The organism is Pelistega sp. MC2, assembly GCF_900099475.1.
GTDB classification, from domain to species: domain Bacteria; phylum Pseudomonadota; class Gammaproteobacteria; order Burkholderiales; family Burkholderiaceae_B; genus Taylorella; species Taylorella indica.
The window spans coordinates 247,812-262,886 of the sequence record NZ_LT628276.1; the positions used below are offsets into that span (position 1 = coordinate 247,812).

At 38.3% G+C, this 15,075-nt stretch carries 12 protein-coding genes; 8 read left to right on the top strand and 4 right to left on the bottom strand.

Annotated elements, in window-relative coordinates; all coding sequences use genetic code 11:
- Positions 1 to 88: 88 nt before the first annotated feature.
- Both BQ4443_RS11515 and BQ4443_RS11520 read left to right on the top strand, forming a co-directional pair.
- Positions 89 to 1,705: a peptide chain release factor 3 gene (locus tag BQ4443_RS11515; protein ID WP_071059181.1), complete on the top strand. Its 1,617-nt coding sequence runs from the start codon at positions 89 to 91 to the stop codon at positions 1,703 to 1,705.
- Between the two features lie 21 nt (positions 1,706 to 1,726).
- Entirely contained in the window at positions 1,727 to 2,293 is a 567-nt protein-coding gene (locus BQ4443_RS11520; RefSeq protein WP_023951177.1) for a hypothetical protein, read from the top strand.
- A gap of 142 nt (positions 2,294 to 2,435) precedes the next feature.
- Here BQ4443_RS11520 and bfr read toward each other — a convergent pair whose 3' ends face one another.
- The 3 genes from bfr to rpoN form a co-directional block, all read right to left on the bottom strand.
- A complete protein-coding gene (gene bfr / locus BQ4443_RS11525) occupies positions 2,436 to 2,909 on the bottom strand; it encodes a bacterioferritin (RefSeq protein WP_023951175.1) in 474 nt (157 codons plus the stop codon).
- Between the two features lie 146 nt (positions 2,910 to 3,055).
- Positions 3,056 to 3,271, bottom strand: coding sequence for a (2Fe-2S)-binding protein (locus BQ4443_RS11530; protein WP_023951173.1), 216 nt, complete (start codon positions 3,269 to 3,271; stop codon positions 3,056 to 3,058).
- A 186-nt stretch (positions 3,272 to 3,457) separates the two neighbouring features.
- Entirely contained in the window at positions 3,458 to 4,906 is a 1,449-nt protein-coding gene (gene rpoN / locus BQ4443_RS11535; RefSeq protein ID WP_071059183.1) for an RNA polymerase factor sigma-54, read from the bottom strand.
- A 6-nt stretch (positions 4,907 to 4,912) separates the two neighbouring features.
- Between rpoN and BQ4443_RS11540 the strand changes: the two genes are divergently transcribed.
- Positions 4,913 to 5,542: a hypothetical protein gene (locus BQ4443_RS11540; RefSeq protein WP_071059185.1), complete on the top strand. Its 630-nt coding sequence runs from the start codon at positions 4,913 to 4,915 to the stop codon at positions 5,540 to 5,542.
- Positions 5,543 to 5,861: 319 nt separating this feature from the next.
- Positions 5,862 to 7,535 carry a 2-isopropylmalate synthase gene (leuA, locus tag BQ4443_RS11545; RefSeq protein WP_071059187.1) on the top strand — a complete coding sequence of 558 codons (1,674 nt, stop codon included), beginning with the start codon at positions 5,862 to 5,864 and terminating at the stop codon, positions 7,533 to 7,535.
- Between the two features lie 93 nt (positions 7,536 to 7,628).
- Here the strand turns inward: leuA and BQ4443_RS11550 are convergent, their stop codons facing one another.
- Positions 7,629 to 7,994: a DUF1840 domain-containing protein gene (locus BQ4443_RS11550; RefSeq protein ID WP_023951668.1), complete on the bottom strand. Its 366-nt coding sequence runs from the start codon at positions 7,992 to 7,994 to the stop codon at positions 7,629 to 7,631.
- Between the two features lie 101 nt (positions 7,995 to 8,095).
- Here BQ4443_RS11550 and BQ4443_RS11555 point away from each other — a divergent pair, with 101 nt between their 5' ends.
- The 4 genes from BQ4443_RS11555 (at position 8,096) to BQ4443_RS11570 (ending at position 14,957) form a co-directional block, all read left to right on the top strand.
- Entirely contained in the window at positions 8,096 to 11,572 is a 3,477-nt protein-coding gene (locus BQ4443_RS11555) for a phospholipase effector Tle1 domain-containing protein (protein ID WP_071059189.1), read from the top strand.
- An 88-nt stretch (positions 11,573 to 11,660) separates the two neighbouring features.
- Complete coding sequence (gene argS / locus BQ4443_RS11560; protein WP_023951662.1) at positions 11,661 to 13,343, top strand: arginine--tRNA ligase; 1,683 nt, start codon at positions 11,661 to 11,663, stop codon at positions 13,341 to 13,343.
- Positions 13,344 to 13,351: 8 nt separating this feature from the next.
- The gene (locus tag BQ4443_RS11565) at positions 13,352 to 14,206 is read left to right on the top strand and encodes an SPOR domain-containing protein (protein WP_071059191.1); all 855 of its coding nucleotides are present in this window, start codon (positions 13,352 to 13,354) and stop codon (positions 14,204 to 14,206) included.
- Positions 14,207 to 14,336: 130 nt separating this feature from the next.
- Complete coding sequence (locus tag BQ4443_RS11570) at positions 14,337 to 14,957, top strand: thiol:disulfide interchange protein DsbA/DsbL (RefSeq protein WP_023951656.1); 621 nt, start codon at positions 14,337 to 14,339, stop codon at positions 14,955 to 14,957.
- Positions 14,958 to 15,075: the final 118 nt, after the last annotated feature.

Here is a 15,075-nt window from a genome sequence, read left to right on the forward strand (position 1 = left end):
ATCATTTCAACTTAAGCCAATAAGAGTAAGTTTTATCCATTAAATCAGATTAAAATAAGCTCTTTGTTGACTAAATTATTATTTAGAGATGTCCTCTTTATCCATTGCTCAAGAAGTCGCCCGCCGTCGAACGTTTGCGATTATTTCTCACCCTGACGCCGGTAAAACAACCTTAACCGAAAAGCTTCTATTATTTTCAGGAGCCATTCAAATTGCGGGAAGTGTTAAAGCCCGTAAGGCAAGTCGTCATGCAGCCTCAGACTGGATGGAAATTGAAAAACAAAGAGGTATTTCGGTTGCATCTTCTGTGATGCAAATGGAATACAAAAACTGTGTGATCAACTTATTAGACACGCCAGGACACCAAGACTTCTCTGAAGATACCTATCGTGTATTAACAGCTGTAGATGCTGCTATTATGGTGATTGATGCAGCTAATGGTATTGAGCCACAAACAATTCGATTGCTACAAGTTTGTCGAGCTCGTAATACACCAATTATTACCTTCGTAAACAAACTTGACCGTGAGGTTAAAGAACCCTTAGACTTATTAAATGAAATTGAATCACACCTTGGCATGGATGCGATTCCTTTTTCATGGCCTATTGGGATGGGGAAACACTTTGGGGGTGTTTTTGACTTACGCAACGATCGTATGCGTCTCTTTAAAGCGGGTCAAGAAAGACTAGATGAAAAAACTGATTATATTGAGGGACTTTATAATCCTTTAATTAAGGAAAAATTTGGTGCTTATTATGAAAAAGCCCTTGAGGAAATTGAGTTAATCAAAGAAGCAACACCAGACTTTTCTCATCAAGCCTTTTTAGAAGGTAAACAAACACCTATTTTCTTTGGCTCCGCAGTCAATAATTTTGGCGTACAAGAAGTACTTGATACGCTTGTCGAGTGGGCACCAAAGCCTGGCGCTAGACAAGCTCTTGAGCGTGTCGTATCACCTGACGAACCAAAATTTACTGGTGTTGTGTTCAAAGTTCAAGCCAATATGGATCCCGCTCATCGAGATCGCGTCGCCTTTGTTCGTGTAAGCTCTGGGCGTTTTGAGCGAGGGATGCGTTTAAAAGTTAGCCGTACCAATAAAGAGATTCGTCCAAATAATGTCGTGTCATTTCTCTCTCAGAGACGAGAATTACTTGATGAGGCTTATGCTGGCGATGTCATTGGTATTCCTAACCATGGTGTTTTACATCTTGGAGATGTTCTGACAGAAGGTGAAACATTACACTTTACCGGTCTACCTTTCTTTGCACCAGAATTATTCCAAGCTGTAGAGGTAAAAGATCCTCTGCGTTCTAAACAATTACGCACTGGCTTGACACAATTAGGAGAAGAAGGCGCTATTCAAGTCTTTAGACCAGAGGCTGCTGGTGGCGCTTTATTACTAGGTGCCATTGGTCAATTACAATTTGAAGTAGTGGTTCATCGTTTAAAAACAGAATACGGTGTTGATGCACGTTTAATGCCATCTCGTTATACAATGGCAAGATGGTTTACAAGCGATAACCCAGCGGCATTACGCAAATTTATGACGAGTAATGCACAGCATATTGCCTATGATGTAGTTGATGCACCAGCGTTTTTAATTAGCTCTATGGCACAATTACGTGTCGCCGAGGAATTAAATCCAGATATCAAATTCCATGCAATGCGCGAGCATGGTGGTCAAGTCTTTCATGACAATAACTAATTCTTTTAAAGGTTTCTTACTATGAGTTGGCGTTTATTATTTTTTACTTTATTAGTGCTCGCTGGTATAGCAACCGTTGGTGGTCTATATGCAGGCGACTGGTTAATTGATCACGCCCCTAAGCAAGCTAATTTACCTAATATTGATGAGAACGACCCTACACCAAAAGTTGATGCCAATGGAATTCCTATTCTAAATCAACCGCCACAACCACTTATGAGCGGAAAAATGGGCGTAGCAGAAAGCTTACCCACCGTTGATTGGCAGGTAAAATCATCTAACCTAATGAATGGTAAAACAGTAACATCTTCTGGCTCTAGTCTCTCAAATAGTGCACCGCTCAAAAGCACAGAAAATGTTATTAATGCGGGTGCTGTTAGTCAAAATATTACTACTCGCCCAATTAGTAATAATAATACTAGTAATAATAATGCTGGATTTGCATGGGAAGGAGCGTTTCGCAAAGAAATGGCGACTTGTCGTCAGTTAGGCTTTTCTGAAAGACCCTCTTGTATTAGTACGGTTCGTGCGAAATACTGTGGCGCCAATAACGCTTGGGGCAAGATTAGTGATTGCCCTGCACGCTAATTAGCCCTCTCTATAGCACCATTAAAAAAATAACTCTTTAGTAAAAATTATCCCCATAGGTGAACTTGAACTTATGGGGGTTGTTCAAGCCACCCATGGGGGTAACTTAACAAAAAATACGTTTTAGGAGTCAGGATAAAAACTATTCACCCTGAGATTGTGATTGAATGTAATTTTGCAAGCCTACTACTTTGATTAATTCTTGTTGAGTTTCTAACCAATCAATTTGCTCTTCATTATCATCGAGTATATCGGTTAATAACTCTCTTGTCACATAATCCTTAACTACTTCCATATGCTGAATTGCCTCTTTAAGATCAGCATGGAAATCCTTTTCTAAGGCTAAATCACAGGCAATAATATCCTCAACATCTTCACCAATACGAATTTTGCCTAAATCTTGCAAGTTTGGTAATCCCTCTAATAAGAAAACACGCTCAATAATCTCATCTGCATGCTTCATTTCTTCGATTGACTTTTTATATTCAGCCTTACCTAAATTTTCCACACCCCAGTTTTTTAACATTCTTGCATGCAAGAAATATTGGTTAATGGCAGTTAATTCAGTTTTTAAAATTTTATTTAAGAATTTATTAACTTCTTTGGGTGCTTTCATAACAGGCTCCTTGAAGAGTGGTTTACTCTATTCTAACACGCAAAAAAGCCACTCTCAAGCATTTAAAATTAACTTAAGAATGGCTTTAATAAACAATTTAACCTAAAACAGAATAGTTATCGTATAGATTATAATCACTATTTTAATTAAGCGACCTCTTTCCACTTAGCCGTAACGTCTTTAACTTCTAATGCAGATGAATCCGTTGGCGTTTGTAAATACGACTCCGCACAACTCGCACAGCACCCACAACAGGTAGCAACACCAAGCTGGGCTTGCAAATCAGCTAATGTACGGGCACCATTAGCCACAGCCTCTTTGACTGTTTTTTCACTAATCGCATTGCATACACAGACATACATTTTGTTTGCCTCATTATATTCTGAAAAGACATAATGTTGATTATAGTCCGCTCAATGATAAAGTCAAGCAAAAATCATTCTCATTTCGTTTTATGATACAGTTTGCAATTAACTCCTTAATGTCTGTTGTTTTGCTGCAAAATGACGACATGTTAATGACAAACGTTCCTTCTAGATTGTTTGAGTTTATTCACTACCGCTCAATAATGCTTGCGCTTTACGTATAGATGTAGCAGGTATATTCATCCCCTCACGATATTTGGCCACTGTTCGTCTGGCAATAACAATTCCTTGTTTTTCCAGCAAATTAACAAGCTTGCTATCCGATAGCGGCTTAGCTTTATTTTCTTGCTCAATAAGTTGCTTAATTTTTAACTGTACAGAGGCAGCTGATGCATCTTCTCCCTCTTGAGTAGCAATCGCATTTGTAAAAAATCGTTTTAACTCAAAAATACCATGAGGAGTAGCAATAAATTTCTGATTTACTGCTCGAGAAATAGTTGATTCATGTAACGATAACTGATCAGCAATCACCTTTAAAGTCAATGGTTTCAAGGCGGATAAACCATGCTCAAAAAAAGCGTATTGCTCCTGCAAAATAGCTTGTCCAACCATCAAAATCGTTGCAAACCGCTGATTCAGCTGTAACATAAAGAGCCTTGCTTGTTTTAGCTGTTCATTCATAGCAGCATTCTCAGCTAAACGCTTTTTATCCATAACCTTAATGACACGTTCATAGTCTGGTTGAATACGTAATTTAGGTAATACCTGAGGATTTAAAACAAGTTCCCACTTACCCTCTACATAGCGACATAATAAGTCAGGAATAGCAAAATCAGCTTCTTTACTGCTATATAAGCGTCCCGGTTTTGGATTCAACTGCTGAATCAGATGATGGACTTGCCTTATACTTTCTATATCAGTTTCTAACCACGTTAACAATTGTTGGACATCCGCTTTAGCTAAGGCCTCTAGACCTGCAAAACCTCGTTTACATATCTGTCTCGCTTTTTCAATAATCCCCTCATCAATATCCAAAGAAAGTGTCAAGATGTCATCATCCAGCTGCAATAGCAAACATTCCGCTAAATTACGAGCCCCTATCCCAGACGGTTCAAAACTTTGCAATATCCTTAAAGCATATTGGAGCTCTGTCAATGAAACATCCTTATCCAACTCCTCTGATACTAATGTTGTCAATTCTGCTAAATCACTACTTAAATAACCGTTATCATCCAAGTCACCGATTAGATAACTAACCAAACTTTTTTGAAAATCATCCACGTCGCTCGTGCTTAACTGTTCAAGTAAATAATCTTGTAAACTAATAGTTGCTATAATTTCAGGGGTATAATCGTCCTCATCAAAGGTCGATTGATACATTGAAAAATCTTCAGCCTCTGTATTGGCATATTCGAGCAAAGAATCCGATTCTCCCTGTCCTTGATTGGTTTCATCAAATCCATTATTCAAATCAAGTTCTAGCATGGGATTATCAAGCAGCATTTTATTTAATTCTGCTTCTAATTCAACCCCTGAATATTGCAATAACTTAAGAGACTGTTGCTGTTGAACGGTCAGTGTCTGTTGCTGACTAACAGTGGCTGTAACTCCTTGACGTATACTTACTGGCATTATCTTATGACACCATCAGCTTCAAAAAAATTAGACATTTCACTTCTAAATAAAACCTTATTTCGGCTCGCCCTTCCACGCTTAGTTCTTCGCTCTGTGGTGGTACTGATTTGTGTAATCCTATGGATTATGGTTGCACAATGGATTTTAGCATTTGGCGCTAAACAAGACTATGCTTTCTTAGCAAGTTATAGTAACCAAATTGTTGACTATCTCAATAGTATCAATAAATATATTTGGTGGGGATTAGTACTATTTGGGTCTGTATTACTTTATTTCATTCTTTCTGGGTGGATTAGCTCAAGCCTCAAAAAGGCGAGTCATATTGTACCTAACCAAGAAGTTATGGAGGAATTAATACCGAAGCTTTCCAAAAATGCACAGCACGTTTTGCTATGGGTTTGGAACGATCAACGCGAACCTATCACCATTCAGAACCTATATGACACACGTAATCAATTACGTCACGATCGCATTAGTCGCCTCGCTCAAATCAACCGACAACGTGAATTACTCGGATATTCAATGCTTCCAACGCAAGCAGAGAAAGACAACCAACGTGAGCTTGAAAAAGTAGAGCATGTTCTCGGTAATATCGATTTAAACCTGACTAAAGAAGATTCCCCTACTCACTAAAAACAACAGTTTTTTGAATTTTTGGTCTACTACTTGATTTTTTTCTTAATTTAAGTTGATAATAGAGACACTATGAATATGCAAATTCCTCAACATTCTTCTTTGCAAAATCACTTCGTTGCAAGTGAGGACACAACTCGTGCATATTCTTCTCTGTTACTGCTCGATTTAGTGATCGGTTGCTGAGCCTTGAGCTTCAGTGGTGCTCCGCAGCCTTTATCAGCCACTCAGGATTTAAGTTTTTATTATTAAAAATCCCAGTGTGTGTATCGGCAGTACCCTTGTACACTGGGAATATAGAAATTAGATAGGTGCAAAAATGCTTTCTAACCCAGCGTCAAAATATATACCATTCAAACCTTTTAATCGTCCATTTACTGAGCGTACATGGCCAAACAATACCATTTCAAAGCCTCCTATATGGATGAGCACTGATTTACGAGATGGTAATCAATCCCTTATTGAACCAATGAGTGTTGAACGTAAATTACGTTTTTTCAAACATCTAGTACAAATTGGTTTTAAAGAAATTGAAGTAGGCTTTCCTTCTGCATCACAAACGGATTTTGATTTTGTAAGAACCTTGATTGATGACAAGCTTATTCCTAATGATGTCACAATCATTGTGTTAACTCAGGCACGTGAAGATTTAATCAATCGTACCGCAGAAGCTTGTGCTGGCACTAAAAATGCCATGATTCATATGTATAACGCAACTGCTCCTGCATTTCGCAAAATTGTCTTTAAAATGAGCCAAGAAGAAGTGCTCAACTTTGCGGTAGCAGGCACTAAATTAGTGAAAGCCGCAATGGCAAAATATCCAGAAGTTAACTGGCGTTTCGAATATTCTCCAGAAGTATTTAGTACCACAGAGCCTGATTTTGCCGTCTCTGTATGTAATGCTGTCGCTGCAGAATGGGGTACAGCTCCTGACCGCAAAATTATTTTCAACTTGCCAGCAACAATTGAGTCTACAACGCCTAATATTTACGCTGACCAGATCGAATATTTCTGCAACAACATTAACGATAGAAAAAATGTCATTGTCAGCGTACACCCTCACAATGACCGTGGAACAGCAGTCGCAGCGGCTGAATTAGCCATGATGGCAGGTGCTGACCGCGTGGAAGGTTGTTTATTTGGCAGTGGTGAACGTACTGGTAATGTAGATTTAGTTACTCTTGCATTGAACCTTTACACTCAAGGTATCAACCCTGAATTAGATTTCTCTGATATTGATGCTGTTCGTTTAACCGCAGAATATTGTAACCAATTACCTGTTCATCCAAGACATCCGTACGTAGGTGATTTGGTATTTACAGCCTTCTCTGGCTCTCACCAAGATGCCATTAAAAAAGGATTTGCACAACAAAAACCAGATGCGCCATGGGAAGTGCCTTATCTACCAATTGACCCTGCTGATTTAGGTAGAAGTTATGATGCAGTTATTCGTGTCAATAGTCAATCAGGTAAAGGAGGAATTTCTTATCTCCTAGAGCATGAACATGGTTTAAATCTACCTCGTCGCCTACAAATTGAATTTAGTCGTGCTATTCAACGTGTAACGGATGAGACAGGTACAGAGGTAAATGGAAATGCTGTCTATGATATCTTCAAAAAAGAATATCTCGAACAAAGCACCCCTTGGTCTTTAGTAAATCATCGAATTAGTACTATTTCAAATGGAGATGGTAGCAATACGTTCATTATCGAAGCAGAATTAAAAAATGGTAATGAAGTAAAATCTATCAAAGGACAAGGTGATGGCTCTATCTCCGCATTTATTAATGCCTTAAACTTACCTATTCGCTTTATGGATTATCATGAACATGCATTAGGATCTGGTGAAAATACCAATGCCGTATGTTATGTAGAATTACGCTTAGACGACTCACCAACAGGGTTCGGCGTAGGTATTCATAAAGATATTGTTACGGCCTCTTTTGCTGCTGTTTTAAGTGCCGTCAATCGTCATCTAAATACGAAGAAATAAATCATTTCTTCTTAAAACTGTAGTAAGCCTCTAATCAACCATTGAATGGGATTAGAGGCTTTTTTATGTCTCATTTGTTATAAAGAGTGCTAATTACCACGCACTACCTGATCGCCAAACTACTTGATCATTTTCATTCTTTAATGCTTCTTTCATCATAGACAACAATGGAAAAGCACGCTGGGCAAGACTTACCGCTTCCTGTACTGGATGCACTTTTTCATCGCCTCTGGCATCTCTTTCATCTTCTTCTTTGAAACTATCTTGAGAGTTTTCCTGCTTATTCTTAGAAATGGCTGCCTCAAGACTGGCAATACTATCAGCCAATTGCTGATGCGTAATAACTCCCTCTTTAGGCATACTGTCATAGCCACGTCCCATTGCATTTAATACAACCAAGGCATGTTGGTCTAACATCAATACATCACCGCTTGATTGAGAAGAAAATGTAATCAGCATAAGTAATACTCCTTATGGTTAAAAAGCCTTATCACCTATAGGCAATAAAAATCTATTGAGTAAGAATTCCATTGTACCTTTATTCCTATCAGGATAGCCAAATGAAATATTTACTATGGATATTCAGTTTATGCTGTTTTATTTTATCTACGCAAGCCCAAGGTCAAACTTGTACACCAGCCAAAACCGGTAACCCTTGCTCTAGTTCTTCAAGATCTCCCTCACTCAATCTAGGTGCAGGCAATCCTATTCATTTAATGAGTGGTAATAAATTTCAGCAAGAAGATGATTTATGGATGCGATTATCTGGACTAGAAATTGTTCGCTACTATAATTCGTTCTCCTCTACTCCTAGCGTCATGGGTGTTGGTTGGCAATCCTCTTACACTACACAATTATTTCCATTCAAACATAACTGGCAAATTATTCTTGATGATGGGCAACGAGTAATGTTTCACCCTCCTGATGGATTACAAGCACAAGCTATTGAGCACCATCAAGGGTATTTATTACATGACAATACACATTGGAAATGGATTACCCCCCAAGGTCTTATACGTACTTTTGATGCTAATGGTTATCTTATAGAAGTCTTTATTCCAGGCTTTCCAACCATTTATATTCAACGGGCAGAAAAGGATGCTCCCGCACTAATCTCTAGCATAAGCTCAGGGGATGAAACACTGCGTTATTATTATCATCGAACACCGCAAGGCGTAGTATTACAAAAAATTGATAGCCCTATCGGCAGCTATTTCTACGATTATGATATTCCTGTAGGTCACCAACATTATCGTTTAACTAAACTCACTCGCCCAGATGGATGGATAAAACAGTATCTTTATGAACCCGAGAAACAGGCGGGCAATCCTTACTTACTGACAGGAATTAGCATCACAACACCCACTAACAAAACTACTCGTATCAATGAGTGGCGATACAATACCGAGGGTTTAGCCAACTATAGTCACACTCTTGGATACGATGCTCTTTTTATTGATTATGCAAAACTAGCAAAGCAGCATAATCAGGAATCTCATACTATTGTCCGTAGCCAACAAGGTCTTCAAACCCATATAAAAGGCATTATAAAAAAAGGGCATTTTTTACTCACAGAAGTTACTGGTGATGGGTGCTATCTATGCCCTAGAGTTGGTACAAAAGCTAGCTATAATGAAGATGGATTTATGACATTTATTAATGGCTACCATATTCAACGCAATCGCCAAAACAAGGTTCAACAGATCCGTTTTGAGCATCCTTTATGGGGAATTATTCAACTAGACTATGATTTAAATGGCATCCCTCAAAAATGGCATAGTCAATACACAGACAAACAAAATATCCGCTTTCCTGATACTTATGAATTAACGGATAAACCTACTGCTGATGCTTCACTCTATTTAGAAATCCAAGATAAAGCGCTTATCTTTAAAAATAATTTAAATTTAAACCAAAATAACAGTAAAGATAATTTACAGCAAACATTGATATTGAGTAATACCTCAAAAAATCAACACTTATGGTCGCAACAACGCCACTATAGTCAAGAGGGTTTATTGTTAAAAGAAGATTTTGACTTTCCTCTGCTAAAAAAAACTATTCACAATAGTTATCTATATGACAACAGACATAGATTAGTAGCTAGTGAACAAACAATTAATGGCATCACTCAGCACTTCTATTACCAGTGGGCACTGTCTGGACAAAATAATGCCTATGCGATTGATAAACAAACAACAGTGCCAGTAATCATACGAGATAAGCAGGGTTTACCACTTGTTTATAATGATTGGCAGCTACGATATGGCAGTCATAAGCGTATTAGTGAAGTATCAAAAAATAATCAATTATATGCTCGTTATGACTATGATAAATTAGGGCGTCGTATTCAAAAAGAAACATCAAATACCACGACTACATTTAGCTATGCTAGCGGTAAACTTGTAAGCGAAAAACAAATCAATCATTGTTCTACTCATAATAAGCAACCTTGCTCCACACTCACACGACAAAGAGACTATATTTATTCAGGACTAATGCTTGTTGCTTTTACAGATACAGTCATCGATAAAGAAGGTAAACGTACACAGCAACTGTTTTATGTGCACAATGATCATCTTGGACAAGTGAATTTAATCACAGACAAGCAGCAACACATAGTTTGGGCAGCCCATTATTCACCGACTGGAGAAGCAACAATTTTTGTGAACAAAATTGTCTTTAACCTTCGCCAGCCTGGGCAATATTTTGATCAAGAAACAGGGTGGCACGATAATTATTTACGTACCTATGACCCCAAAGCTGGGCACTATTTAGAGCCAGATCCCATGGGTCCTACTTATGCCAATGATCCTTTTGGTTATGTCAGACAACAACCACGCCATTTTATTGATCCACTAGGATTGCTATTATTTGCCTTTGATGGCACCACTAATAGTATTGCATCCAATACCAATGTATGGAAATTCTATCAACTTTATAATGGCCCAAAGTTTTATAAAGAAGGTCCGGGAGGCATTCCTGGAGAAAGCTTTTTAGACAAAGTAGGTGGTGCATTATTTTCAACGACTACAGAAAAAATTCTAGATGAACATAAGCAGAATTTAATTAACTATATGCGTAGCAAAAACCAGCAGTTTGATGACCCAATTCCAATTGATATTGTGGGGTTTTCAAGAGGTGCCGCTATTGGCATGATATTTTCCAATTATGTGAAAGGCTTAGTGAAAAATGGACTTTTTCACTACCGACAACAATATGAAGTCAATGGACTTGAATATATCCAAGATATACAAACCTGTGTAGATCTACGTTTTATTGGACTATTTGATACTGTTGCTCAATTTGGTGCCAATGGACTTGGCAATTTTAACTATAACTACACAGCTGCTCCTGAATGGGAATTGATTAGCCATGCCGTAGCACTTAATGAATACCGCTATCTATTACCATTAACTAGCTATGCTCCTCTAATCTCTGAAAAAAACAATAACAATACAAATGTCATTGAACAAGGTTTTTTAGGTAGTCATACCGAAGCAGGAGGTGTTCATGTTGAAGGTGATGCAGCAAGCCCCAAAAACCCTCATAAAAATAAACTCTATGGTGATCTAAGTCATATTCCTCTTGCATGGACATACACTCAAGCAAAAAATCTAGGCATTGACTTAAAACCTCTTTCTTCCATTACAAACAAAAACAATATGCCATTAGATGAAATCCATAATGCCCTTATGCATAACACTTATGGCGAATACTATACACAGTCTCCAATTCGTCAAAAAGGTATAGATATTGGGGGATTAAGCTCAACACAAGCTATTCGAACTCGTGATAGAAATATAGAAACGGCTGGATCAATTACTACCCAAGAAAAACAAGGTACAACGGTACATATTGGCGATGATGTTCGAAAAAAACATCTAACCGCTGGTGAAGTTAAATTTATTGACACCAAAAATTCTGAATTACATATGGGTAGTGTTGGCATCTATGGCATTGTCAATGCACAGAAATATTTATCCTGGTTAGAAAACACCCTAAACTGGACTGCTTCTATTAAAAGCTCCCCTTAGCAAGACCAATAATATGGTATTATTTAGCTTATTTCTTTTTAAAAACAACCCCCTATATACGATAGGGCTTAATAGGTAATATCAACGTATGCTCCCAGAGCTCCAGAATAAACTCAGTCAGCTATTAGCTGATGCTGTAAAAACTCTTCTACCAGAACAAGAGCCAGTCATCAAACTTGAACGTCCAAAACAAGCAGAACATGGGGATGTCGCAAGCAATATTGCTATGCAATTAGCTAAGCCAAATAAACGTAATCCCAGAGAGCTAGCTCAAGACATTGTAGATACACTAATGAGCAATCCCTTGGCAAAAGAGCTTCTCGCTTCAGCTGAGATTGCTGGCCCAGGTTTTATTAACCTTCGATGCACCCCTGCCGTACACCAAGAAGTAATTAATTACATTCAAGAATCAAATAAAGATTTTGCTAAATCACCAAGTAATGGTGAGTCATTAATGGTTGAGTTTGTTTCTGCAAACCCTACAGGTCCATTACACGTAGGTCATGCAAGACAAGCGGCATTAGGTGATTGTATCTGTCGTTTATTCTCTGCTGCAGGTTATAAGGTACACCGTGAGTTTTACTATAACGATGCTGGTAATCAAATTAACAATTTAGCCATTAGCGTACAAGCTCGTGCCAAAGGAATAGATCCCGATGACCCCTCATACCCAGCTGATGGTTACCGTGGTGATTATATTGTTGATATTGCAAATGACTTTATTGCTCAAAAAACAGTTTTTGCCGATGGTAAAAATGTACAAGCGAATGGTAATCTTGATGATTTAGAGAATATTCGCCGTTTTGCTGTTGCCTACTTACGCAATGAACAAGATTTAGACCTTAAAGCCTTTAATCTCGTTTTTGACCAATATTATCTAGAAAGCTCTCTTTATACAGATGGTAAAGTTGAAGAAGCTGTATCTTTATTAACTAAAAATGGTCACACCTACGAAGAAGATGGCGCCCTTTGGTTACGCACGACAGAATTAGGTACTGGTGATGATAAAGACCGTGTTATGCGTAAAACCGATGGTAGTTATACCTATTTTGTTCCTGATGTGGCTTATCACCTGAGCAAATGGAACCGTGGTTTTAAACATGCAATTGATATTCAAGGAAGCGACCACCATGGGACTATCGCACGTGTCCGTGCCGGTTTACAGGGCTTAGAATTAGGTATTCCAAAAGACTTCCCCTCTTATGTCTTACATAAAATGGTCCGAGTAACTCGTAATGGCGAAGAAGTCAAAATTTCTAAGCGTGCAGGTTCTTATGTAACTATGCGTGACTTGATTGACTGGGTAGGACAAGATGCCACCCGTTTTTTCCTTATCCAACGTAAAGCCGATACAGAGTTTACGTTTGATATTGACTTAGCTCTATCAAAAGGCGAAGAAAACCCTGTTTATTATGTGCAATATGCTCATGCTCGTATCTGTAAAATACTGCGTGATGCCGCAGAATTAGCACATCAAGTGGAGCAAGCAGACATTAGTTTATTAACGGCTCCAAGTGAAATTACGCTGTTAAAGCGTCTTGCTGAACTACCAAGTATGATTCAGTTAGCAGCAAAAGATTTAGCACCTCACTATATTGCTTTCTGGGTTCTGGACTTAGCTAAAGACTTCCACTCTTGGTATAACGCTGAACGTATTATGATTGACGATGAAGCATTAAAATTAGCTCGCCTAGCCTTGGCTGACAGCACTAGACAAGTGATTGTTAATGCACTGGATTTATTAGGTGTTTCTGCACCCGAACAAATGTAGTAAAACTTATGGCAACAACAAAACGTAAACCAGCTACTCGACGCTCAACCAAGACAAATTCTCAATCAGCTACAACCCCATTCGGCTATATCATTTTTGGTATTGTAATGGGGTTGGGGCTTGCTGCTGCTCTCGCATACTATTTGCGTGAAAAAAACCATACAACCACACCACCACAAGAGCCTGCTCAAAAGCTAACTAGTCCTGCAGCAACCTCCGTGGAAAAAACACCACCAAAAGTTATTGTCACTGAGCAAAAACCTAGTGTATCCACTCTCCAAAATCAACCGGCTCAACCCACTCAACCTATAAATAACACAACGAGTCAAACTAGCTCAAACATACCTTTAAGAACAGAGGAAATTCCTCAAAGTATTGCTCAGTCAACTGGTACAAAACCCACTACGGAACCAACCACTCCAGTTGTGCCCAAGGAGCCTACTCAGCCTCAAAAAACAGCTGAACCTAAAAACTCAGTCACACCAAACACAAAACCTGAGCACCCCAAAAAAGATGATGCTATCGGTAATTTAATTCAATCAATGAATAACTCGCAAAGCAGTAGTACTGCTAAAGCGGCACCTAAAATACAAGCCATCACTTCGCAGGCAACCACAGAAATCAATAAAAAACCATCAGCGACATTCTTACAAATTGGTTCCTTTAAAGATGCTAATGAGGCTGATGCAAAACGTGCTGAGCTATTAATGCACGGCATTTCCAATGTAACTATCAGCCAAACAACTATTAATAATACCGAGTTTACTAGAGTAAGAATTGGGCCTTTCACTAGTGAAAGTGAGCTTAAAAAAATGCAAAATTTATTGAAATCTAAAAATATTAATTCAACGCTTATTCGCTAAAACCCAACAAGCCTTTTCATCCGTAACAATTTGAAGTACAAAACATATCCCTGTGATGTAGGTTGCATTACAGGGATAATTTTTTATGTCATCATAGAGGAATCAATAAAAAATTTCCTAAGGATAAAAGATGTTAACCCTAAAAACCCTAAAGACTTTAATCCCAGCTCTTGGTTTTGTCGCTTTATCTACATTTTCTACAGCACAGGCTCAAGAAAAATACATTACATTTAATCCAGCTTTTGCTTCTCAAACACCAGCAAAAACAGAAGTATTAGAGTTTTTTTCCTATGCATGTTCCCACTGTGCGGCTATGGAACCAATGGTTGAAAACTTAAGCAAGGAGTTACCTGCATCCGCTGAATTATTGCCAGTACCTGTTGCTTTTAATGCCTCTATGGAACCGATGCAACGTTTGTTCTATACCCTAATGGCACTTGATCGCAAAGACTTACATCCCAAAGTATTTGAGGCTATACATAAGGACAAAAAGCGTTTATTTACTCGTGATGTGATTGTAGATTGGGCTGTATCGCAAGGTATTGACAAAAAAACATTTGAAGAAACATATGACTCTTTTGGGGTAAACACCAAAGTTCGCCGAGCAACTGAAATGACAGATCAATACAAAGTGGATGCCACCCCATCTTTTGCTGTAGCGGGTAAATATCTAACATCTCCTGGTATGACAGGTGATTATGAAAGTGCTATTGTTTTAGTCAAACAACTTGTAGAAAAAGAAGCTAAATAAATCCTCAACATAAGCACTGTAGATAGTGGAAGGCTCTCTAGCAAAACGACTAGCCTTCACCTTCACTTTAATTCTGTACATACAAATAAGCTCCCTTTCTATCAATTTCAATGATAAA

Coding starts and splice junctions, on each gene's coding strand:
- BQ4443_RS11540 (WP_071059185.1), top strand. CDS start 4,913: ATGACACCATCAGCTTCAAAAAAATTAGACATTTCACTTCTAAATAAA.
- argS (WP_023951662.1), top strand. CDS start 11,661: ATGCTCCCAGAGCTCCAGAATAAACTCAGTCAGCTATTAGCTGATGCT.
- BQ4443_RS11565 (WP_071059191.1), top strand. CDS start 13,352: ATGGCAACAACAAAACGTAAACCAGCTACTCGACGCTCAACCAAGACA.
- BQ4443_RS11520 (WP_023951177.1), top strand. CDS start 1,727: ATGAGTTGGCGTTTATTATTTTTTACTTTATTAGTGCTCGCTGGTATA.
- BQ4443_RS11570 (WP_023951656.1), top strand. CDS start 14,337: ATGTTAACCCTAAAAACCCTAAAGACTTTAATCCCAGCTCTTGGTTTT.
- bfr (WP_023951175.1), bottom strand. CDS start 2,909: ATGAAAGCACCCAAAGAAGTTAATAAATTCTTAAATAAAATTTTAAAA.
- BQ4443_RS11550 (WP_023951668.1), bottom strand. CDS start 7,994: ATGCTGATTACATTTTCTTCTCAATCAAGCGGTGATGTATTGATGTTA.
- rpoN (WP_071059183.1), bottom strand. CDS start 4,906: ATGCCAGTAAGTATACGTCAAGGAGTTACAGCCACTGTTAGTCAGCAA.
- BQ4443_RS11515 (WP_071059181.1), top strand. CDS start 89: ATGTCCTCTTTATCCATTGCTCAAGAAGTCGCCCGCCGTCGAACGTTT.
- leuA (WP_071059187.1), top strand. CDS start 5,862: ATGCTTTCTAACCCAGCGTCAAAATATATACCATTCAAACCTTTTAAT.
- BQ4443_RS11555 (WP_071059189.1), top strand. CDS start 8,096: ATGAAATATTTACTATGGATATTCAGTTTATGCTGTTTTATTTTATCT.
- BQ4443_RS11530 (WP_023951173.1), bottom strand. CDS start 3,271: ATGTATGTCTGTGTATGCAATGCGATTAGTGAAAAAACAGTCAAAGAG.